Source organism: Streptomyces sp. NBC_00335 (genome assembly GCF_036127095.1).
Classification (GTDB): Bacteria; Actinomycetota; Actinomycetes; order Streptomycetales; family Streptomycetaceae; genus Streptomyces.
The window spans coordinates 4,726,090-4,746,017 of record NZ_CP108006.1 but is presented as its reverse complement, the minus strand read 5'-3'; the positions used below and the strand labels follow the sequence as shown (position 1 = coordinate 4,746,017).

At 73.8% G+C, this 19,928-nt stretch carries 16 protein-coding genes; 6 read left to right on the top strand and 10 right to left on the bottom strand.

Translation table 11 applies throughout. From position 1 onward, the window contains the following. Nucleotides 1-42: 42 nt before the first annotated feature. The 7 genes from OHA37_RS21385 to OHA37_RS21355 form a co-directional block, all read right to left on the bottom strand. Entirely contained in the window at nucleotides 43-642 is a 600-nt protein-coding gene (locus OHA37_RS21385; protein ID WP_266907585.1) for a TetR/AcrR family transcriptional regulator, read from the bottom strand. After that, nucleotides 630-1,373 carry an enoyl-CoA hydratase family protein gene (locus OHA37_RS21380; protein ID WP_266907583.1) on the bottom strand — a complete coding sequence of 248 codons (744 nt, stop codon included), beginning with the start codon at nucleotides 1,371-1,373 and terminating at the stop codon, nucleotides 630-632. Before OHA37_RS21380 ends, OHA37_RS21385 begins: the two co-directional genes overlap by 13 nt. A gap of 423 nt (nucleotides 1,374-1,796) precedes the next feature. Further along, nucleotides 1,797-2,987 carry an acyl-CoA dehydrogenase family protein gene (locus tag OHA37_RS21375; RefSeq protein WP_266907581.1) on the bottom strand — a complete coding sequence of 397 codons (1,191 nt, stop codon included), beginning with the start codon at nucleotides 2,985-2,987 and terminating at the stop codon, nucleotides 1,797-1,799. Next, the gene (locus tag OHA37_RS21370; protein WP_266912963.1) at nucleotides 2,984-4,912 is read right to left on the bottom strand and encodes an acetyl/propionyl/methylcrotonyl-CoA carboxylase subunit alpha; all 1,929 of its coding nucleotides are present in this window, start codon (nucleotides 4,910-4,912) and stop codon (nucleotides 2,984-2,986) included. Before OHA37_RS21370 ends, OHA37_RS21375 begins: the two co-directional genes overlap by 4 nt. Nucleotides 4,913-4,944: 32 nt before the next feature. After that, a complete protein-coding gene (locus OHA37_RS21365; RefSeq protein ID WP_266907579.1) occupies nucleotides 4,945-6,543 on the bottom strand; it encodes an acyl-CoA carboxylase subunit beta in 1,599 nt (532 codons plus the stop codon). Continuing rightward, the gene (locus tag OHA37_RS21360) at nucleotides 6,540-8,492 is read right to left on the bottom strand and encodes an acyclic terpene utilization AtuA family protein (protein ID WP_323182411.1); all 1,953 of its coding nucleotides are present in this window, start codon (nucleotides 8,490-8,492) and stop codon (nucleotides 6,540-6,542) included. Before OHA37_RS21360 ends, OHA37_RS21365 begins: the two co-directional genes overlap by 4 nt. A gap of 68 nt (nucleotides 8,493-8,560) precedes the next feature. Further along, complete coding sequence (locus tag OHA37_RS21355) at nucleotides 8,561-9,376, bottom strand: TIGR03084 family metal-binding protein (protein ID WP_266907575.1); 816 nt, start codon at nucleotides 9,374-9,376, stop codon at nucleotides 8,561-8,563. Between the two features lie 251 nt (nucleotides 9,377-9,627). On the opposite strand from OHA37_RS21355, the gene OHA37_RS21350 reads away from it, so the two are divergent. Next, nucleotides 9,628-10,362, top strand: coding sequence for an HAD family hydrolase (locus OHA37_RS21350; RefSeq protein WP_266907573.1), 735 nt, complete (start codon nucleotides 9,628-9,630; stop codon nucleotides 10,360-10,362). Nucleotides 10,363-10,386: 24 nt separating this feature from the next. On the opposite strand, the gene OHA37_RS21345 is transcribed toward OHA37_RS21350, so the two are convergent. After that, the gene (locus OHA37_RS21345) at nucleotides 10,387-10,863 is read right to left on the bottom strand and encodes a hypothetical protein (RefSeq protein ID WP_266907571.1); all 477 of its coding nucleotides are present in this window, start codon (nucleotides 10,861-10,863) and stop codon (nucleotides 10,387-10,389) included. A gap of 130 nt (nucleotides 10,864-10,993) precedes the next feature. Between OHA37_RS21345 and OHA37_RS21340 the strand changes: the two genes are divergently transcribed. The 4 genes from OHA37_RS21340 (at nucleotide 10,994) to OHA37_RS21325 (ending at nucleotide 14,275) form a co-directional block, all read left to right on the top strand. Then, on the top strand, nucleotides 10,994-12,061 hold the full coding sequence (locus OHA37_RS21340) for a helix-turn-helix transcriptional regulator (RefSeq protein WP_266907569.1): 1,068 nt from the start codon (nucleotides 10,994-10,996) through the stop codon (nucleotides 12,059-12,061). Between the two features lie 77 nt (nucleotides 12,062-12,138). Next, entirely contained in the window at nucleotides 12,139-12,336 is a 198-nt protein-coding gene (locus OHA37_RS21335; protein ID WP_266907567.1) for a hypothetical protein, read from the top strand. 144 nt (nucleotides 12,337-12,480) lie between these two features. Beyond that, a complete protein-coding gene (locus OHA37_RS21330) occupies nucleotides 12,481-13,389 on the top strand; it encodes a hypothetical protein (protein WP_266907565.1) in 909 nt (302 codons plus the stop codon). 43 nt (nucleotides 13,390-13,432) lie between these two features. Next, nucleotides 13,433-14,275: a hypothetical protein gene (locus OHA37_RS21325; RefSeq protein ID WP_266907563.1), complete on the top strand. Its 843-nt coding sequence runs from the start codon at nucleotides 13,433-13,435 to the stop codon at nucleotides 14,273-14,275. On the opposite strand, the gene OHA37_RS21320 is transcribed toward OHA37_RS21325, so the two are convergent. Continuing rightward, nucleotides 14,236-15,249, bottom strand: a complete 1,014-nt coding sequence (locus tag OHA37_RS21320; protein ID WP_266907561.1) for an EamA family transporter — start codon at nucleotides 15,247-15,249, stop codon at nucleotides 14,236-14,238. The two genes, OHA37_RS21325 and OHA37_RS21320, sit on opposite strands and share 40 nt — an antisense overlap. Nucleotides 15,250-15,296: 47 nt before the next feature. Next, nucleotides 15,297-18,251 (bottom strand): FAD-binding and (Fe-S)-binding domain-containing protein, encoded by a 2,955-nt coding sequence (locus tag OHA37_RS21315; protein WP_266912961.1) that lies wholly within the window; start codon nucleotides 18,249-18,251, stop codon nucleotides 15,297-15,299. Between the two features lie 185 nt (nucleotides 18,252-18,436). Here OHA37_RS21315 and serC point away from each other — a divergent pair, with 185 nt between their 5' ends. Then, nucleotides 18,437-19,555, top strand: a complete 1,119-nt coding sequence (serC, locus tag OHA37_RS21310; RefSeq protein ID WP_266907559.1) for a phosphoserine transaminase — start codon at nucleotides 18,437-18,439, stop codon at nucleotides 19,553-19,555. The last annotated feature ends 373 nt before the right edge of the window (nucleotides 19,556-19,928 follow it).

Sequence of the window (19,928 nt, the reverse complement as noted above, 5' to 3'; positions counted from 1 at the left end):
TCCCCCCGGGGGTGCGGCGCCCGTCGCGTTTCCGGGGCCGTCTCAGCCCAGTTCCGTGTCCAGGATCCGGGCCCACTGGGCGACCACCCGCGCCCTGCGGGCGGTGTCGTCGGTGAGGACGTTGGCCAGGCCCAGGCCGCGGGCCATGTCGAGCAGGCCCTGCACGGTTTCCCGTACGCCCGGTACGGACTCGTCCGCGCCCAGCAGCTCCACGGCCATGCGGTGGGTCTCGCGGCCCACGCGGGCCTCCAGCTCGGCCACGCGGGGCCGCAGCTGCTCCTCGTGGGAGGCCGCGACCCACAGCTGGAGCGCGGCGCGGAACATCGGGCCGGTGTACAGGTCGATGAGCGCCCCGACCACGTCGGCGCGGGCCGCCGCGGTACCGCCGCGCGGGAACAGGTCCAGCAGCGCCGTCGAGCGCACCTCGGCCATGTACTCGACGGCCGCGGTGAACAGTTCCTCGCGGGTGCGGAAGTGGTGCTGGGCCGCCCCGCGCGAGACGCCGGCGCGTTCGGCGACCACGGCGACGGTGGATCCGGCCCAGCCCTGTTCGGCGAGGCAGGAGACGGCCGCGTCGAGGAGGTGGCGGCGGGTGACGCGGCTGCGGGCCTGCTTGGGGCCCGTCTCCGTCAGCTGAGCCATGACGGATCCCGTCGTTCGAAGCGGGCGCTGATGCCCTCGCGGGCCTCGGCGGAGGCGAAGTGCCGGGCGGACAGCTCGGTGAGGGCGGCTCCGTCCCGCTCCAGGGCGGCCCGTACCGGGGCGGTGACCAGCCGTTTCGTCGCGGCCAGGGCCTCGGGGCCGGCCTTGAGGAGGCCCTCCAGGACGGGGGCCAGGAGCTTGTCGACGTCCCCGTCCGGGGCGTGGAGGGTGAGCAGCCCGATGCGGGTGGCTTCGGCGGCGTCGAAGACCTCGGCGGTCAGGAAGTAGCGGGCCGCGGCGCGGGGGTCCAGGCGAGGGAGCAGCGGCGCCGAGATCACGGCCGGGACCACGCCGAGGTGGGTCTCGGTGAAGGCGTACGTGGACCCGTGCCCGGCGGCGGCGACATCGCAGACCCCGAGCAGCCCGAGGCCGCCGGCGCGGACGTGGCCGGTGACGCGGGCGACGACGGGCTTGGGGAGCTCGGCGATCTCCCGGAGCAGGGCCAGGAAGTCCGCCGGGTCGCAGGGGGACTTGAGGTCGGCGCCGGCGCAGAAAGTGGTGCCGGTGTGGGTGAGGACGACGGCCCGGGTCCGCGGTGTGGCGGCCTCGGCGGCCAGGGCGGTGCGGAGTTCCTGGACCAGGGGGGCGGAGAGGGCGTTGCGGTTGGCCGGGGAGTCGAGGGTGAGGGTGGTGAGGCCGGGCGTTCGCGCGGCGTGGACCAGTGGGGGCATGTCTCCTCCGGAGGGGGTGCTCGGTCGGTCGGGATCCCCTCCGGGGAGGGTATGCGGGTCGCCTGCGGCGGGCTTCGGTGGGCCGGGGGTGAGCGCCGCTGCGGGTGTGCGTGCCGCTGCGCGGGGCGGGCTGGGAGGGGGTCCCGGGCTGCGCCCGGACCCCTCTGGGGCTCCGCCCCAGACCCCGCGCCTCAAACGCCGGCGAGGCTGGATGCACACAGCCCCTCCGGCGCTTGAGGAGCGGGGGTCCGGGGCGCAGCCCCGGGGAACGGGCGAAGGGCGGGGAGGGGACCTCGCCCCGCAGGGCCGACTCAGCCGCACCCGCCCACCGGCCCCCGCACCAGGCGGCAGTGGCGGGCACGCCGACCGGCCGCCGCCGGACCGAGTCCGGCGCAGCGGGGCGAGCTCCGCGTCAAGAAGGAATCAGTAGGACTTGGGGAGGCCCAGGGTCTGGTGGGAGATGAAGTTGAGGATCATCTCCCGGCTGACCGGGGCGATCCGGGCCACCCGGGAGGCGACGATGAGCGCCGCGAGGCCGTACTCGCGGGTGAGGCCGTTGCCGCCCAGGGTGTGGACGGACTGGTCCACCGCCCGGACGCAGGCCTCCCCCGCGGCGTACTTCGCCATGTTCGCGGCCTCCCCCGCCCCCATGTCGTCGCCGGAGTCGTACAGGTGGGCCGCCTTCTGCATCATCAGGCGGGCCAGCTCCAGTTCTATGTGGATGGCCGCCAGGGGGTGCGCGATGGCCTGGTGGGCGCCGATGGGGGCCTTCCAGACCTGGCGGGTCTTCGCGTAGTCGACTGCCTGGGCGAGGGCGTAGCGGCCCATGCCGATGGCGAAGGCGGCGGTCATGACGCGTTCGGGGTTGAGGCCCGCGAAGAGCTGGAGCAGGCCCGCGTCCTCGTCGCCGACCAGGGCGTCGGAGGGGAGGCGTACGTCGTCCAGGACGAGCTCGAACTGCTTCTCCGCGGCCTGGAGTTCCATGTCGATCGGGGTGTAGGCGAAGCCCGGGGTTTCGCGGGGGACGATGAAGAGGCAGGGCTTGAGGCTGCCCGTCCGGGCGTCTTCCGTGCGGCCCACGATGAGGGTGGCGTCGGCGATGTCCACGCCGGAGATGAAGACCTTGCGGCCGGTGAGGACCCAGTCGTCGCCGTCGCGGCGGGCGGTGGTGGTGATGCGGTGGGAGTTGGAGCCGGCGTCGGGTTCGGTGATGCCGAAGGCCATGGTGCGGGTGCCGTCGGCGAGACCGGGGAGCCAGGCCCGCTTCTGCTCCTCGGTGCCGAAGCGGGCGATGACCGTGCCGCAGATGGCGGGCGAGACGACCATCATGAGGAGCGGGCAGCCCGCGGCGCCCAGTTCTTCTAGGACGATGGAGAGTTCGGCGATGCCGCCGCCTCCGCCGCCGTACTCCTCCGGGAGGTTGACCCCGAGGTAGCCGAGCTTGGCGGCGTCCGCCCACAGCTCGTCGGGGTGACCGCCCTCGCGGGCCGTGCGGGCGAGGTACTCGCGGCCGTACTTGCGGCCGAGGGCGGCGACCGCCGCGCGCAGGGCCTGGTGCTCTTCTGTTTCGAGAAGCGTGGGGCCGAGGGTCGTGGTGCCGGGGGTGGAGCTCATGCTTCCTCCTGGACTACGGCGAGCAGGGCGCCGAATTCGACCTGTTGGCCGGTGACGGCGTGGAGCGCGGTGAGCGTGCCGGAGGCGGGCGCGAGGATGCGGTGTTCCATCTTCATGGCCTCCAGCCAGAGCAGGGGCTGCCCGGCGGTGACGGTGCTGCCGGGGGTGAGGCCCTCGGCGACGCGGACGACGGTGCCGGGCATGGGGGCGAGCAGGGAGCCCGGTTCGGTGCGGTCCTGCGGGTCCGCGAACCGGGGTACGGCGGTCAGGGCGTGGGAGCCGAGCACGGAGTCCACGTAGGCCGTGTTCGATTTTTGTTTCACGTGGAACAGCCGCCGTACGCCGTCCACTTCGAGGGCCACCAGGTGGCGCTCGGCGGACAGGACGCGCACACCGGGGTGGTCGAGGAGCTCCGGGGGGCCGCTGCGGGACGGGTGGTAACGGACTTCGTACTCGGTCCCGGCCACCGTGTAGCGGCGGCTCTGCGGCTGCGAGCGGAGGTTGCGCCAGCCGCCGAGGCGGGCGGCGAGGGACGCGTCCGGGTCGGGGGCGGTCTCGGCGAGGGCGGCGGCCAGTGCGCAGAGCGCGGGGGCCCGGTCGTCCGGGGCGGCCTCGGTGAGGGCCGGCAGGTGGCGCTCGTAGAAGCCGGTGTCGAGCCGGGCGGCCGCGAACTCCGGGTGCCGCAGGGAGCGTACGAGGAGCTCGCGGTTGGTGGTCAGCCCGTGGATCCGGGCTCCGGCGAGGGCGTGGGCCAGGGCGCGGACCGCCTCGGCGCGGGTGGGGGCATGGGCGACGACCTTGGCGAGCATGGCGTCGTAGTGGATGGAGACGGTGTCCCCGTCGGTGAAGCCGGTGTCCACGCGGACCGTGGAGGGGACATCGAGGGTGTGCAGGACGCCGGTCTGGGGACGCCAGTCGGCGGCCGGGTCCTCGGCGTAGAGGCGGGCCTCGACGGCGTGTCCGGCGGGCGCGGGCGGGTGCAGGGGCAGGGCCGCGCCCTCGGCGATCCGCAGTTGCAGGGCGACGAGGTCGATCCCGAAGACCGCTTCGGTGACGGGGTGTTCCACCTGGAGGCGGGTGTTCATCTCCAGGAAGTACGGGCGGCCGTCGGCGGTGACGAGGAACTCGACCGTGCCCGCGCCCTCGTACGAGACCGCGCGGGCGGCGGCCACGGCGGCCTCGTGGAGGGCGCTGCGCAGGGCCTCGGGGAGGCCGGGCGCGGGGGCTTCCTCGATGACCTTCTGGTGGCGCCGCTGGAGGGAGCAGTCGCGGGTGCCGAGCGCCCAGACGGTGCCGTGGGAGTCGGCGAGGATCTGCACCTCGACGTGGCGGCCGCGCTCCACGTAGGGCTCGGCGAACACCTCTCCGTCGCCGAAGGCGGACAGGGCCTCGGCGGAGGCGGCTTCGAGGGATTCCTTGAGGGAGTCGAGGTCCCGGACCACCCGCATGCCGCGGCCGCCGCCGCCCGCCGCGGCCTTGAGGAGCAGCGGGAGGTCGGCGGTGGTGGCGGCGTGCGGGTCGACGGGGTCGAGCAGCGGGACTCCGGCGGCGCGCATCAGCTCCTTGGCCCGGGTCTTGGAGGCCATGGCCTCCATGGCCTCGGGCGGCGGGCCGACCCAGGTGAGTCCGGCGGCGCGGACGGCGCGGGCGAAGTCGGCGTTCTCGGAGAGGAACCCGTAGCCGGGGTGGACGGCGTCGGCGCCCGCCGCGAGGGCGGCCGCGATGACCAGGTCGCCGCGCAGATAGGTGTCGGCGGGGGCCGCGCCGGGCAGCCGTACGGCCGCGTCGGCGGCGCGGACGTGCAGGGCGTCGGCGTCGGAGTCGGAGTGGACCGCGACGGTGGTCAGGCCCAGCGCTTGGGCCGTGCGGAAGACGCGGACGGCGATCTCGCCGCGGTTGGCGACGAGGAGGGAGGTCAGGTTCATCTGCGGGGTCAGGTGCGGGGTCATGTGCGGGCTCACATCCGGAAGACGCCGAAGCCGCCACGGGCGCCCTCGACGGGGGCGTTGTGGACGGCCGACAGGCACAGGCCGAGGACGGTACGGGTGTCGCGCGGGTCGATGACCCCGTCGTCGTACAGCCGTCCTGACAGGAACATCGGCAGGGACTCGGACTCGATCTGCGCCTCGACGAAGGCGCGCATGCCGGCGTCGGCCTCTTCGTCGTAGGGCTGTCCCTTCGCCGCGGCGGACTGGCGGGAGACGATCGAGAGCACGCCGGCGAGCTGGGCGGGGCCCATGACGGCGGACTTGGCGCTGGGCCAGGCGAAGAGGAAACGCGGCTCGTAGGCGCGGCCGCACATGCCGTAGTGGCCGGCGCCGTAGCTGGCGCCGATGAGGACGGAGAGGTGCGGGACCTTCGAGTTCGAGACCGCGTTGATCATCATCGAGCCGTGCTTGATGATGCCGCCCTGCTCGTACTCCTTGCCGACCATGTAGCCGGTGGTGTTGTGGAGGAAGAGGAGCGGGATGTCGCGCTGGTTGGCGAGCTGGATGAACTGGGCCGCCTTCTGCGATTCCGCGCTGAACAGCACCCCCTGGGCGTTGGCGAGGATGCCGACCGGGTAGCCGTGCAGGCTGGCCCAGCCGGTGACCAGGCTGGTGCCGTAGAGGGGCTTGAACTCGTCGAAGTCGGAGGCGTCGACGATCCGGGCGATGACCTCGCGCGGGTCGAAGGGGGTTTTGAGGTCCGCGGGGACGATCCCGAGGAGTTCCTCCGGGTCGTGGAGGGGCTCTTCGGCGCGGGCCGGATCGGGGTGGGCCTTGCGGTGGTTGAGGCGGGCGACGACGCGGCGGGCCTGGCGGATGGCGTCGTGCTCGTCGAGGGCGTAGTAGTCGGCGAGGCCGGAGGTCCGGGCGTGCATGTCGGCTCCGCCGAGGGACTCGTCGTCGCTCTCCTCGCCGGTGGCCATCTTGACGAGCGGCGGGCCGCCCAGGAACACCTTGGAGCGGTCCTTGATCATGATGGTGTGGTCGGACATGCCGGGGATGTACGCGCCTCCGGCGGTGGAGTTGCCGAAGACGACGGCGATGGTGGGGACGCCGTCGGCGGAGAGCCGGGTGAGGTCGCGGAAGATGGCGCCGCCCGGGATGAAGATCTCCTTCTGGGAGGGGAGATCGGCGCCGCCGGACTCGACGAGGCTGATGCAGGGCAGCCGGTTCTGGCGGGCGATCTCGTTGGCGCGCAGTGCCTTCTTGAGCGTCCAGGGGTTGGAGGCGCCGCCGCGGACGGTGGGGTCGTTGGCGGTGACCAGGCACGCGACCCCCTCGACGGTGCCGATGCCGGTGACCATCGAGGCGCCGACCGGGTAGTCGCTGCCCCAGGCGGCGAGCGGGGACAGCTCCAGGAAGGGGGTGTCCGGGTCGAGGAGCAGCTCGACCCGCTCGCGGGCGAGGAGCTTGCCGCGGGTCTTGTGGCGGGCGGTGTACTTCTCGCCGCCGCCGGCGAGGGCGGTGGCGTGCGCGGCATCGAGCTCGGCGAGGCGTTCCAGGGCGGCGGTACGGGCCTGCGCGTGCTCGGGGGCGAGCGGGTCGACGGCGCTCTTGAGGCGGGTCACGGGGTCCCCTCCGGGGCGGTGGTGGGTACGGGGGTCTCCGCGGACGGCTCCGCCGGGGGCACGGGGCCCGCAGGCGGCTCCGCCGGGGGCACGGGGCCCGCGGGCGGCTCCGCCGGGGGTACGGGGCCCGCGGGGGGCTCCAGCAGGGCTGCGGGGATGTCCACGTGGCGGGAACGGAGCCATTCGCCGAGGGCCTTGGCCTGGGGGTCGAAGCGGTGGCCGGAGGCCACGCCGTCGCCGAGGATCCGGGTGATGGTGAAGTTGAGGGAGCGGAGGTTGGGGAGCTCGGCTCGGGTCACTTCCAGTGGGGCCGCTTCGGGGAGCAGCGCCTTGAAGGCTTCGACGGTGAGGGTGGTGTGGAGCCACTCCCAGGCGGGGTCGCTCTCCGCCCATACCCCGACGTTGGCGTCCCCGCCCTTGTCGCCGCTGCGGGCCCCGACGATGGTGCCGAGCGGCACCCGGCGGGTGGGGGTGGTAGACGCCTGCGGTTCGGGGGCGGCCGGAAGCTGCGGCTCGGGGGCGGCGGGCCCTGCGGGGCTCTCCCCCACCCCGCCCCTTCCCGAAACCGGGGGCTGCGCCCCGGCCCCTTCGGGGGCTCCGCCCCCGGACCCCCGCGCCTCAAACGCCGGCGGGGCTGGATTTGCGGGCGGTCCGGACTCGGTGCGGGTCTGGGCGGAGCCCGGGGAACGGGCGAAGGGCGGGTAGGGGACCAGCCCCGCAGGGCCGCCCTCCGCACCGGCCCGGAGCCTCGTGCCGTCCGCGAGGACCGCCGTGTGGGGGACCTCGCCGGCGGGGACGGTGGCCGACTCGAAGACTCCGTACGGCTGGGCCGGGGACGGCGGGGCCGTCACGTGGAAGCCCGGGTAGCTGGCCAGGGCCAGTTCGATGGCCGCCGAGGTCAGGGCGCGGCCCACCCTGTCGGGGGACGCATCGCGGACGACCAGGCGGAGCAGCGCGCTCGCCGTCTCCTCCGTGGACGCGTCCTCGTGGTCCGTGCGGGAGAGCGTCCACTCCGCGGAGGACACCGAGGACAGGAGCGGGGTCAACTGCTCCCGCACCAGGGCCGCCTTCGCGTCCACGTCCAGGCCCGTCAGGACGAAGACGACCTCGTTGCGCCAGCCGCCGATGCGGGTCACGCCCACTTTGAGGGTCGCGGGCGGAGATTCACCGCGGGTGCCCGAGAGCGCCACCCGGTCGGGGCCGGCCTGGGTCAGCCGGACCGTGTCCAGGCGGGCCGTCACGTCGGGGCCGAGGTAGCGGATTCCCTGGGTTTCGTAGAGGAGTTGCGCCGTGACCGTACCGACGCGCACGACTCCGCCCGTGCCCGGGTGCTTCGTGATGACCGACGAGCCGTCCTCGGCGATCTCCGCCAGCGGGAACCCCGGCCGGGACACGTCGTGCCGGGTGAAGAAGGCGTAGTTGCCGCCCGTGGCCTGGGTGCCGCACTCCAGTACGTGCCCCGCCACCACCGCCCCGGCCAGCCGGTCGTGGTCGTCCGGCGCCCAGTCGAACCACCACGCCGCGGGCCCGCTCACCAGGGCCGCGTCGGTGACCCGGCCGGTCACCACCACGTCCGCGCCCGCCCGCAGGCAGGCCGTGATCCCGGCGCCGCCGAGGTAGGCGTTCGCGGTGAGCGCGCCCTCCCCGGACGGCAGCGGGTACGGCATCAGGTCGTCGCCCTCCACGTGCGCGACCGAGACCGGAACCGACAGCTTCGCGGCCAGCGTGCGCACCGCTCCGGCGAGTCCCGCCGGGTTCAGGCCGCCCGCGTTCACCACGATCCGTACGCCCCGCTCGTGGGCGAGGCCCAGGCACTCCTCCAGCTGGCGCAGGAAGGTCTTGGCGTAGCCGAGTTCCGGGTTCTTCAGCCGGTCGCGGCCGAGGATCAGCAGGGTCAGCTCGGCCAGGTAGTCGCCGGTCAGTACGTCGAGGGGGCCGTCCGTCAGCATCTCGCGCAGGGCGTCGAAGCGGTCTCCGTAGAAGCCCGACGCGTTGCCGATCAGCAGGGGGCGCCGGGTCACCGGGAGGCTCCCGGCGCGCGGCCCGGGCCCGCCGGGCCGGCGAAGGCCTGGGCGATGTCGAGCCAGCGGTCGGCGTCGGGGCCGGACGCCGTCAGGGACAGGTCGGCGCGGTGGGCGCGCTGGGTGACCAGCAGGCAGAAGTCGAGCGCCGGGCCGGTGACCCGCTGCGGGGCGTCCCCGGGACCGTACGTCCACACCTCGGCGCGGTCTCCCGGAGCCGTCAGCTCCACCCGGAACTCCTGCGCCGGCGCGGGCAGTCCCCGTACCGCGTACGCGTAGTCGCGCGCCCGCACTCCGATCCGCGCCACGTGCCGCAGCCGCGCCGTCGGTACGCGGTGCACCCCGAGCGCGTCGGCGACATCCTGGCCGTGCGCCCAGGTCTCCATCAGGCGGGCGCTCGCCATCGAAGCGGCCTTCATCGGCGGCCCGTACCAGGGGAACTTGGCGTCGGGCGAGGCCGCGGCGAGGGCCTCGTCGAGCGCGGCGCGGCAAGCCCGCCAGCGGGCGAGCAGCTCGGCGGGGGCCAGTGCGGCGCCCTCCTCGGCGCCCGCGTCGACGAAGGAATCCGGGGCCTTCAGTGCCTCCTCGACCAGCCCCGCGAAGGCGGTGGCATCGGTGAGGGCGAGCAGCGAGGACCGGTCGGTCCAGTGCAGGTGGGCGATCTGGTGGGCGAGGCTCCAGCCGGGCGCGGGCGTGGGCTTCGCCCAGTCGGCGTCGGGCAGATCCCCGACCAGGGAGTCGAGTTCCCGGCCCTCCTCGCGGAGATCGGCGAAGACGGCGAAGACGTTCTCGACAGCGGACGGATCGGGCACGGGTGCGCTCCCCTTCTCGGCGTGAGGGGAAGCGTGGCAGTCGCCAGGAAAACAATCAAGCGTGCTTGCATTTATTTTTTCGAAGCGAATGGAGTTGGATGAGAGGGGACTTGGGCGGCAGGGGCCAGCCCCCGGACCTCCGCTCCTCAAACGCCGGAGGGGCTGAATCTCCACTGCGCTTGCGCGTCGCCCGCCTCCGCGGCGAGGATCCCCGTCACGGCCGGGCGCAAGACAGGGGCGGGGAGAGGGACATGGACGTGTACGGGGACGAAGGCGTGCTCGCGGGCGCCGTCAAAGGCGTGATGTTCGACTTCTCCGGCACCCTCTTCCGCGTCGAGCCCACCGAGGACTGGCTGCGCGCGGTCGTGACGGACGCCGGTATCGACCTGCCCGAGGCCGAACTCGTTTCCTTGGCCGCCCTCCTCGAAGAGGCGGGCGCCTTGCCGGGCGGCGCCTCGCCGCAGCGGCTGCCGGCGCGGCTGGAGCCGTTGTGGCGGGAGCGGGACCTGAGCCCCGAGAAGCACCGGGCCGCCTACACCGCCCTCACCCGCGAGGTGCCACTGCCCTCCCCGGAGCTGGCCGACGCCCTCTACGACCGGCACTGGACCCCCGCGGCCTGGCGGCCCTACCCCGATACCGCGGCCACCCTCGCCGCCTTGCGCGAGCGGGGCGTCCCCGTCGCCGTCGTCAGCAACATCGGCTGGGACCTGCGGCCCGTCTTCCGCGCCCACGGGCTGGACCGGTTCGTCGACGCGTACGTGCTCTCCTTCGAGCACGGGGTCCAGAAGCCCGACCCCCGCCTGTTCCAGGTCGCCTGCGACGCCCTCGGGGCGGCGCCCGCGGACGTGCTCATGGTCGGCGACAGCGCCGACGCGGACACGGGGGCCGCGGCGCTGGGGTGCCCGGTCCGGCTGGTCGAGCACCTGCCCGTCGAACAGCGGCCGAGCGGACTGACCTCGGCGCTCGGGCCGCTCGGGCTCCTGTGACGCGCGGCCGCCGGACGGAAGGGGTCAAGCGGCGGCGGTGTCGGCCGCCCGGCGGCTGAAGTCCATCGTCCAGTTGTGGATCCAGCTCCCGGCCCCGTCGGCCGAGAAGAACTGCTCCCAGCGCGGGGAGTCCGTGTCCGTCCTCGACCACACGAACCGCACCAGGACCGCCTTGCCCTCGTAGGTGTCCTCGCCCTCGAAGACGCCCGTCCCCGTGGCCGGGTCGAACCGTCCGGTGACGGGCGGGAAGAGCGTTCCGGTCCGGCGGCCGGCCCAGTGGAGAGTCCACCGCTCGTGCTCGGGCTCGTAGAGCCGCAGGGTCAGCCCCGCGAAGCCCTTCGTCGGGAACTCGATCTCGTCGAAGCTCGCGGCGCCGTCGAAGTGGCGGGTGGCCCGGGACACCGCCGGAAACACCTCCCAGCCGCTGTCCGCGTCCAGGAAGTCGGCGAGCCACCGGTTGGACACGTCCCAGGTGCCGACGAAGAAGTCGAAGTCGTTCATGTGCGGTCTCCCCCAACAACTGTTCTCTGATGCTCTGCGCTGTTCGTCGCGCTGTTCGTCGCGCTGTTCTCTGCGCTGATGGGGGAACCGTACGAGCGCTTCACTGACATCATCTGTCAGTGAAGTCCAAGTGAAGTCCAGCCGGCTGCTCTCGATCCTGCTCCTGCTCCAGACCCGCGGCCGGATGACCGCCGCCGAGCTCGCCGGGGAGCTGGAGGTGTCGGTCCGTACGGTCTACCGCGACGCGGAGACCCTGGCCGCCGCCGGTGTCCCGCTGTACGGCGACGCCGGGCACAGCGGCGGCTACCAGCTCCTCGACGGCTACCGCACCCGCCTCACCGGGCTGGCCCCGGGCGAGGCGGAGGCCCTCTTCCTCACCTCGATGCCGGGGCCGGCCGCCGAACTCGGTCTCGGCCGCGCCCTGTCCACCGCCCAGCTGAAGCTGCGCGCCGCCCTGCCCGCGGAGCTGCGTGCGCAGGCCGACCGGATGCGGCTGCGCTTCCACCTGGACGCGCCCGGCTGGTACGCGGAGCACGAGGAGACCCCGCACCTGGGGCGGATCGCCGACGCGGTGTGGCGGGGGCGGATCGTCGAGGTCCGGTACCGGCGCTGGAAGGCGCCGCACGAGGTGGACCGGCGACTGGCCCCGTACGGGCTGGTCCTGAAGGCGGGGCGCTGGTACCTGGTCGCGGGCACGCCCGAAGCGGAGGCCACGGCGGGCACGGCGGCCACGGCGGAGGCGGACGGCCCTCAGAGCCCGCCGCCCCCGCGCACCTACCGGGTGGACCAGATCCTGGCGGTACGCGAGACCGGCGGGGAATGCATGCTCCCCGACGGCTTCGAGCTCGCCGCCCACTGGCGGCGCAGCCAGGCGGAGTTCCACGAGCGGCTGTACCCGCAGGAGGCGGAGGTACGGGTCTCCGCGCGCGCGGCCGCCCGGCTGACCGGTGCCCAGGCCAGGGCCCTGGCCGCCACCGGGACCCCGGACCCGGAACTGCCCGGGTGGACACGGGCGGTCCTGCCGATCGAGTCGCAGGACCACGCGGAGGCGCAGTTCCTGGGGCTCGGCGCGGAGGCGGAGGTACTCGCCCCGCCCGCCCTGCGCCGGCGCATCGGAGCGGCGGCCGCCACGACGGCGGCGCGCTACGGGACGGCCGGGACGGGGGCGGGGGCCCCGGGTGAGCACGGCCCCGGGTGAGCACGGGACCGGGTGACGGTTCGCACAGGACCGGGTGAGGCCTTCCCTCCGGCGCGGCCGGCTGGGATGCTCCGCGCATGACGACGCGTGGAATGTACTTCGCGACCGCCGCCCTGAGCGCCCTCGCGCTGGGCGTGGCCATGGCCAGCGGATGGGGCCAGGACTTCCCGGACGGGGAACAGCCGACCGGGACGTCCGGTGCGGCGCACGTCGAGGCGAACGTCCAGCATGCCGACGCGATCCCCCTGCCGGCCGGCGACGTCATCTGGAACTGACCGGCCCGGGCGTGGCCTGATCTCGCCCCACCCTTCCCCACGCAACGCCTCAAACCTCCCTGGAACAAAGGGAGTCGGTATAGCGTCATCGCCGACCACGACGGGCACGAGGTACGGGGTACCGGGCACGGGGGCTGGAGCGACATGAGTGTCGACGTTCGCTATCGGGTGGAACGGATCGCGCTTGCCCTGATGTCCACATCGGGCGTCGTGGTACTGATCGCGGACCTCTTGGGGTGGCTCGACGCGCTCGCACCCGGGGGCGCGCTCCCCAAGGTCACCCTGCTCATCCTGAGCACGGTCACCGTGTTCCTCCTGCTGGAGATCGACCGCCTGCGCAAGCTCGACGTGGTCGAGGCGCAGGTCACCCGGCTCGACGACACCCTGCGCACGCAGGTCGCCCGGCTCGACACCAGCTTCCAGGCGCAGCTCGCCAAGCTGGACATCGACACCGTCGCGCAGCAGCTCAAGCAGGAGAACTACCTCGGCGTGATCCGGGTGCACGCGGAGTTCCCCGACGTGCAGTTCAACGCGTTCGTGGAGGGCGCCACCCAGGAGGTGGCCATCCTGCAGACCTTCATCCCCAACCTGGCTCACCTCCAGCCGTCGCTGGAGAAGGCGCTGGTGGACCACGGTGTCCCGGTGCGGATCATGCTCCTGTACCCCTCCTCCCCCGTGGCGGGACTGCGCGACGAAGCGCTGCGTTCCGTACGGGACCCCGCGCTCGCCCTGGACGTCAAGGCCCGGGTGGAGATGTGCCTGGCCGGCCTCGCGGAGCTGCACCGCGCGGTCGGGCCGGCGGGACGCGCACTGCTCAGCGTGCGGGTGTACAACTCCCTGCCGTCCATCGCCGTACACAAGGCCGACGAGCACTTTCTGGTCAGTTCGTTCCTGCACCGCCAGCTCGCGGTCGACTCCGCCCAGACCGAGATCGACGGCAGCGACACCACGATGGGACGGCAGGTCCAGAAGGAGCTGGACACGTTGTGGGAGATCGGCCGCGACGTGGCCCTGGCCGACTGGCGCGAGTCGCTCAGAAACATCAGCTGGTGATCCGGATCCCGGTTCACCACCAGATCCACGGAAAGGTACGGCCATGCACGACTTGGGCGCTCCGGGCCGACGGGACGGGCTGCACGGGCAGGGCGAGGTGCACGGACCGAGCGAGCTGCACGAGCTGGACGGCTTCGAGAACGGGCTGATCGAGCGCTTCGAGGAGCATCCGGTCCTCGCGAACATCACCCGGCTGCCCGACGAGGACTTCACCGCGCTGCTGCTCCAGCGGCGCTTCGTATCGCTCGCGTTCACCCCGTCGTACGACCTGGCCATCGACCTGCTGCGCGACGAGGAGGGGCTGCGGATCGCGCGGATCATCCTGCGCGAGGAGTACCCGGGGGCCACGGGGCACACGCCCTCACACCGCGAGGACATGACGGAGGACCTGCGCCGGCTCGGAGTGTCCCGGGAGGCCCTGGTGGCGTCGAGGCCGACGGCCGCGACGCAGCGTGCCATCACCGGCACCCTCGAACTGATCGCGGACGCGGGCGGCCACGCCGACGCCGACCTGCGGCTGCTGACCTTCCTCCGCTTCTGGGGCGAGGTGCTGGTCTCCGTCGAGTACGGACGGCTGTGGGAGCGGATGGGGCCGCTGTTCACGAGCGAGGGCGGCGGCCGCAACCGTTCGCGCTTCTACCACCCGCACCTGGTGCACGACGCGAAGACGCATTCGCTCGCGACCGTGTCCATGCTGTCCGACACGCATTCCGACCGGCTGGCCGCCCGGGTGACCGACCTCCTCGGCCGAGCGGACGGGCCGGGCGGGACGGGCCGCGCAGCCGGTGCGGCCGGGTTCAGGGAGACCGAAGAGCGGGCGCTGCGGCTCAAGGCCGGCTTTTACGATCAGTTCCTGCCCGCACCGGACCCCTCGACGACGGCCTGAGACCCGGACGGCGGGCTCGGGCGGGTCTGCGAGCGGACCGCGCCCATGCTCGCGACGATGACCAGCGCGATCGCCGCCGCGTCGAGCGCGGACAGCGCCTGGTTCAGGATCAGGAACCCGGCCGTCGCGGCGATCGCGGGCTCCAGGCTCATCAGGATCGCGAAGGTCGGCGCCGGGAGCCTGCGCAGGGCGAGCAGTTCCAGCGTGTACGGCAGGACCGAGGACAGCAGCGCCACGCCGAGGCCCAGGAGCAGGGTGCTGGGGTGCAGCAGGGCCGAGCCGGCCTCGATCACACCGAGCGGCAGGGACAGTACGGCGGCCACGGCCATCGCCAGCGCCAGCCCGTCGGCCTGCGGGAACCGGCGGCCGGTCCGCGCGCTGAACACGATGTACGCCGCCCACATGCCGCCCGCCGCGAGGGCGAAGGCCACGCCCAGCGGGTCGAGCCCGCCGAGGCCGCCTCCGCCGTGGGTGGACAGCAGGACGACTCCGGCCAGCGCCAGCCCGGCCCACAGCAGGTTGAGCAGGCGGCGGGAGACGACGACGGAGAGCACCAGGGGGCCCAGCACCTCCAGGGTGACGGCGGGGCCGAGGGGGATGCGGTCGATGGCCTGGTAGATGAACCCGTTCATGCCGGCCATGGTCACGCCGAACCACACCACGGTCGACCAGTCGGAGCGGGAGTACCCGCGCACCTTGGGCCGGCAGACGAGCAGCAGCACCAGCGCGGCCGCGGCGAGCCGCAGCGTGACCACGCCGGCCGCGCCCGCCCGCGGCATGAGCATCACCGCGAGGGCGGCGCCGAACTGCACCGAGACGCCCGCGGTGACCACCAGGGCGACGGGGCCGAAGCGGGCCCGGAAGGAGCCGTCGGCGGGGGCGGTGGTGGTGGTCGCTCGCGAGGGCTCGGTGGGCGTGGCGGTGCTCGTGCTGGTGCTCGTGCTGGTGCTCGTGGGTGAGGAGGGTGCGGGCATTTATCCAGATTAGGGGGTCGGTAAGGAGCGTGCTTCCGTGTTTTGCCTTACACCTGGTGCACGTCCGGTTCCGGCAAGCCGTCCGCCAGGACCTCCGCCAGGTGGCGGGCCCGGCCGCCGGCCAGCTGCGCGATCTGGGTCCGGCAGGAGAACCCGTCCGCCAGCACCTCCGTGCCCGGAGCTGCCGCCCGCAGCGACGGCAGGAGCTGCTCCTCGGCGCAGGCCACGGACACCTCGTGGTGACCGGGCTCGAAGCCGAAGTTGCCCGCGAGGCCGCAGCAGCCGCCGCTCAGTTCCCCCGTCAGCCCGGCGCGCTCGCGCAGCCGGCGGTCGGGGTCGTCCCCGAGGACGGCGTGCTGGTGGCAGTGGGTCTGGCCGGCGACCGGCCGGTCGAGGCGGGGCGGCTGCCAGTGCGGGGCGTACTCCTCCAGGGTCTCGGCGAAGGTTCGGACGGCCGCTGCGAGACGGGTTGCGCGGGGGTCCTCCGGGAGGAGGGCGGGCAGATCGGTGCGCAGCGCTGCCGCGCAGCTCGGTTCGAGGACGGTGACGGGCCCCTGCGGGTCGCCTACGGCGTCCAGGGTGCGGCGCAGGACCCTGCGGGCGGTGTCGAGGCGGCCGGTGGAGAGGTAGGTCAGCCCGCAGCAGACCCGGCCCGCCTGGACGGTGGTCTCCAGGCCGGCGGCCCGCAACACCCGCAGGGCGGCGTGACCGGCCTCGGGCGCGAGGTACTCCGTGAACGTGTCCGGCCACACCGTCACGACGGCCCCGGCACCGGTCGCCCCGGGCGTGCCCTGCGGGCGGCCGTCCCCTACCCGCCCTTCCACCGTTCCCCGGGGCTGCGCCCCGGACCCCCTGGGGCTCCGCCCCAGACCCCGCGCCTCAAACGCCGGCGAGGCTGGATTTGGCCGGCCTCGGCCCGTACGTGAGCCTCCCGACGGGCCGGATTGCCCGGAGGGCGATCCCAGCCCCTCCGGCGTTTGAGGAGCGGGGGTCCGGGGGCTGGCCCCCGGCGACGGCGCCGCACCCGGGGACGGGTCCGGGCGGAGCCCGGGGAACGGTGGAAGGGCGGGTAGGGGACCCGGCCCCGCGGAGCGGACCGCTGCGCGCCACCCGCGGGTGAAGGGGGTCCGGGCCAGCCGGGGCAGGGGGCGGGACCGCTCCAGGCCGGGGACGCGGAGGAAGCGGGACACCAGGTTCAGGGGCCCCGCCAGCCGCAGGGTGGTGAGCAGGCGGAGGAGGGCCGGCAGCCCGCCCAGGGCGTAGTGGGACAGCGGGCGCAGCCGGCCCGCCCAGTGGTGGTGGAGGAACTCCGCCTTGTAGGAGGCCATGTCGACCCCCACCGGGCAGTCGCTGCGGCAGCCCTTGCAGCCGAGGCAGAGATCCAGCGCCTCGGCGACCTCCGCCGAACGCCAGCCGTCCCGGATGATCTCTCCGGCCAGCATCTCGTGCAGCAGCCGCGCCCGCCCCCGCGTGGAGTGGCGTTCCTCCCCCGTGGCCCGGTACGACGGGCACATCACCCCCGGCCCCCCGACCTCCGTCGACCGGCACTTCGCGACGCCGACGCACCGCGCCACCTCCCCCGCGAAGGGCAGGGACGCCGGGAGGGAAGAGAAGCGGAGGTTCTCGTCGAGGCGTGCCGGGCGGACCAGGATCCCGGGGTTCATGCCGCCCGCCGGGTCCCAGAGCCGCTTGCAGGACTCGAAGAGGTCGATCACCGAAGGCCCGTACATCCGCGGCAGCAGCTCCGCCCGCGCCTGCCCGTCCCCGTGCTCGCCGGACAGGGAGCCCCCGTGCGCGACCACCAGGTCGGCGAGGTCCGAGGAGAAGGCCCGGAAGCGGGCCACGCCCGGCGGCGTCACCAGGTCGAAGTCGATCCGCACGTGGACGCAGCCCTCGCCGAAGTGGCCGTACGGGGATCCGCGCAGCCCGTGCTCCGCCAGCAGGGCCCGGAATTCCCGCAGGTAGGCGCCGAGCCGGGCGGGCGGGACCGCGCAGTCCTCCCAGCCCGGCCAGGCCATGCTCCCGTCGGGCATCCGGGTGGCCGTGCCCGCCGCGTCCTCGCGGATCCGCCACAGGGCCCGCTGCGCCGCCGGGTCGGTGAGCAGCAGGCTGTCGACCGCGTCGGAGGCCCGGAGCAGGGCCCGGGCGGCGCTCTCGTCGCGCATCTCCGCGAACAGCCAGGCCCCGCCGCGGGGCAGCCCGGCGGCGGCCCCGCCCACGAGGTCGGCGGCCATCCCCTCCACGGTCAGCGGCCCGTACTCCAGCAGGCCCGCCGCGGCCTGCGCGGCCGCGCTCTCGTCGGCGTACCCGAGGACGGCCAGCGCCGGGGCGGCCGGCAGCTCCACGAGCCGTACGAGCGCCTCGGTGACCACCCCGAGGGTGCCCTCGGTCCCGCAGAACGCCCGGGCCACCTCCACGCCCCGCTCGGGGAGCAGCGCGTCCAGGGCCCCGTAGCCGGAGATCCGCCGCGAGAAGCCTCCCGCCATGCCGGTGCGCAGGACGGCCAGGTTCCCCGAGACCAGCTCCCGCAGCCCGCCGGGTGCGCCGTCCCAGCCGGTGCCGAGCCGGTAGGAGGCGCCGCCGTACGCCGTCACGGCGAGCTCGGCGACGTTGTCGGCGGTGGTTCCCCAGGCCACCGAGTGGGCGCCGCAGGCGTTGTTCCCGATCATCCCGCCGAGGGTGCAGCGGGAGTGCGTGGAGGGGTCCGGCCCAAAGGTCAGCCCGTGCGGGCGGGCCGCGTCCCGCAGCCGGTCGAGGACCAGGCCGGGCTGGACGACGGCGGTGCGGGCGGCCGGGTCCAGGGAGGTCAGGGCGTTCATGTGCCGGGTGAGGTCGAGCACGACGCCGACGCCCGTCGCCTGGCCCGCGATGGAGGTGCCGCCGCCGCGCGGAACGACGGGGACCCCGGCCGCCGCGCACACCGCGAGCGCGGCGGCCACGTCGTCGGCGTCGCGCGGGGCGACCACGCCGACCGGGACGCGGCGGTAGTTCGAGGCGTCCATGGTCGTCAGGGCGCGGGCGGCGGCGCCGAAGTCGACCTCTCCGCGCAGGTTCTTCCGCAATGTCCGTTCGAGTTCACCGGGTGACGTCACGGCGGACAGCCTCCCACCGGCTCCCGCGCGTCCGCGTCATCTCATCGGGTGGACGCGGCTCCAAGGCGTGGACCCGGACCCGATACGCTCGGCGTGTGGCCGAGATCCAGATTCCCGCTGACATCAAGCCCGCCGACGGACGCTTCGGCGCGGGCCCCTCCAAGGTGCGGACCGAGGCGCTGGACGCCCTCGCCGCCACCGGTACCTCCCTGCTCGGAACCTCCCACCGCCAGGCTCCGGTCAAGAACCTGGTCGGCTCCGTGCGCCAGGGCCTCCGGGACCTCTTCTCCCTCCCCGAGGGCTACGAGGTGATCCTGGGCAACGGCGGCTCCACCGCCTTCTGGGACATCGCGACCGCCGGTCTCATCGAGCGGAAGTCGCAGCACCTCACCTTCGGTGAGTTCTCCTCCAAGTTCGCCAGCGCCGCGAAGTCCGCTCCGTGGCTGGACGCCCCGTCGGTGATCTCCTCCGACCCGGGCACCCACCCGGACCCGGTGGCCGAGGCGGGCGTGGACGTGTACGCGTACACGCACAACGAGACCTCGACGGGTGTCGCGGCGCCGATCAAGCGCGTCGCGGGCGCCGACGCGGGTTCGCTCGTCCTGGTGGACGCGACCTCGGGCGCCGGCGGCCTGCCGGTGGACATCACCGAGACCGACGTCTACTACTTCGCCCCGCAGAAGTCCTTCGCCTCCGACGGCGGCCTGTGGCTGGCGGCGTTCTCCCCGGCGGCCCTGGAGCGCGCGGCCCGCGTGCACGCCTCCGGCCGGCACATCCCGGAGTTCTTCTCGCTGCCGACGGCGATCGACAACTCGCTGAAGAACCAGACGTACAACACCCCGGCGCTCTCCACCCTCTTCCTGCTGGACCAGCAGCTGGAGTGGATGAACAGCCAGGGCGGTCTGGAGTTCACGACCGGCCGTACGTCGGCCAGCGCGGCCCACCTGTACGGCTGGGCCGAGGCGTCGAAGTACGCCAGCCCCTTCGTCGCGGACTCCGCCAAGCGCTCGGCCGTCATCGGCACGATCGACTTCTCGGACGACATCGACGCGGCGGCGGTCGCCAAGGTGCTGCGCGCCAACGGCATCGTGGACACCGAGCCCTACCGCAAGCTCGGCCGCAACCAGCTCCGTATCGCGATGTTCCCGGCGATCGACCCGGCGGACGTGCAGGCGCTGACCGCGTGCGTGGACTACGTCATCGAGAACCTCTGACCGACCCGGTCAGGCACGGTCCACCCTGTCCGAACCGGTCCACCAGGACCGACACGCTCCGAAGCCCCCGGTGACACCTCGTCACCGGGGGCTTCGCGTTGTCCGGACCGCGATGGAGAGGCCCTGCGGCGGTCCTGAGGAGGTCCTGAGGCGGTCCTGAGGCAGTCCTGAACGATCCCTGAAGACCAAGGCCCTCCACCCGGCCCGGAACTCCGGGACCTTGGTCCCAAAAATCGGGGCAAAGAGGCCGCAAACGGAAGATCACCGCCCCCTCCGCCGCCTGCGGTTTTGTGCCCCGGGACCTTCGGCAGGGGCCTCTCCCGGCCCCTCGGAGGGGCGCAACCAACCACCCCAGGATGTCCCTCATGTCTGG